Source organism: Stenotrophomonas sp. STEN021 (assembly GCF_056760175.1).
This window is the reverse complement of the sequence record NZ_JBRREH010000170.1, coordinates 1-1,026: the sequence shown is the minus strand read 5'-3', so window position 1 is coordinate 1,026 and position 1,026 is coordinate 1. Positions and strand designations below refer to the sequence as shown.

Below are 1,026 nucleotides of genomic sequence, written 5' to 3'. Positions count from 1 at the left end.
GGAACGCTGGCTACCACCGCCCAGTTCACCTCAGTTCGCGTGGTGTGTAACAACACCCTGCAGATCGCTGTTGGGGATCGAACCGGAGCCATCAAGGTCCCGCACCGCAGTGCCTTCGATGCTGACAGGGTCAAAAGCCAGTTGGGTATTGCTATTGAGGGCTGGCATGGCTTCGTGGAGCGGATGCGCATCCTCTGTGAGACACCAGTGGACCCTGATTCGGTTGATGGCGTGCTGCGAAATTTGCTCACGTATTCAGCGGCTCAGAATGGAAAAGTCATCGTGAACGAGCAGGCTGTAGCCAAGGTGCGGGCGCTGTATGACGGACAGGGTAGGGGGGCTAGATTGAAGACCAGCAAGGGCACGGCGTTTGGCTTGCTCAACAGCATTACCGAATTCGTGGACCATCATCGGCGGGCGCAGAGTACGGAGAACCGCTTGGATGCGGCCTGGTTCGGCCAAGGGGCATTGCTCAAGCAGAAGGCTTGGAGGGAACTGCTAGGGGAAGCCGCATGAATGTCTCGCTGCAGAAGCAGCGCCTGGAAGAGCTACCTGGCGGCTTGAACGAACGTGACAGCTTCGTCCTCTCCCAGGCATTGGAAATCCTAGAGAGAAGAGCAATGGTCAGTGGCCTCCTATTGGGAGATCCGGATGTTGCCGGCAGGTTCTTCCGCCTGCGTCTAGGGCATGAGATCCGCGAGCACTTCGAGGTGGCGTTCCTCGATGCCCGCAACCGCCTGATCGCCGTAGAAAGGTTGTTCTCAGGCTCGATAGATGGTGCTGAGATCCATCCCCGGATTGTCGTCCAACGTGCCTTGGCCCTGAACGCAGCAGCGGTCCTACTGGCTCACAACCACCCGAGCGGGCATTGCGAGCCATCAGAAGCGGATCGAGCCATCACCAGGCGATTGAAGGAAGTACTGGCGATGGTGGAGGTGAGGGTCGTCGACCATCTTGTGGTGTCGGCGAGCCAAGGCACCTCAATGGCTCAGCTCGGGCAGATCTAAGGCCCGGATACCTAGGAGA

Annotated in this window: 2 protein-coding genes; both read left to right on the top strand. The window is 58.8% G+C overall.

What is annotated here, in order from left to right; all coding sequences use genetic code 11:
* On the top strand, positions 1–516 hold a 516-nt coding region (locus ACVOL0_RS20370; RefSeq protein ID WP_481550628.1), incomplete at its 5' end, for a DUF932 domain-containing protein.
* The gene (locus tag ACVOL0_RS20365) at positions 513–1,007 is read left to right on the top strand and encodes a JAB domain-containing protein (RefSeq protein WP_303748448.1); all 495 of its coding nucleotides are present in this window, start codon (positions 513–515) and stop codon (positions 1,005–1,007) included. The genes ACVOL0_RS20370 and ACVOL0_RS20365, both read left to right, overlap by 4 nt.
* Positions 1,008–1,026 lie beyond the last annotated feature (19 nt).

What these genes read in the sequence shown, in the direction of transcription:
- ACVOL0_RS20365 (WP_303748448.1), top strand. Translation starts at nt 513, where the DNA reads ATGAATGTCTCGCTGCAGAAGCAGCGCCTGGAAGAGCTACCTGGCGGC.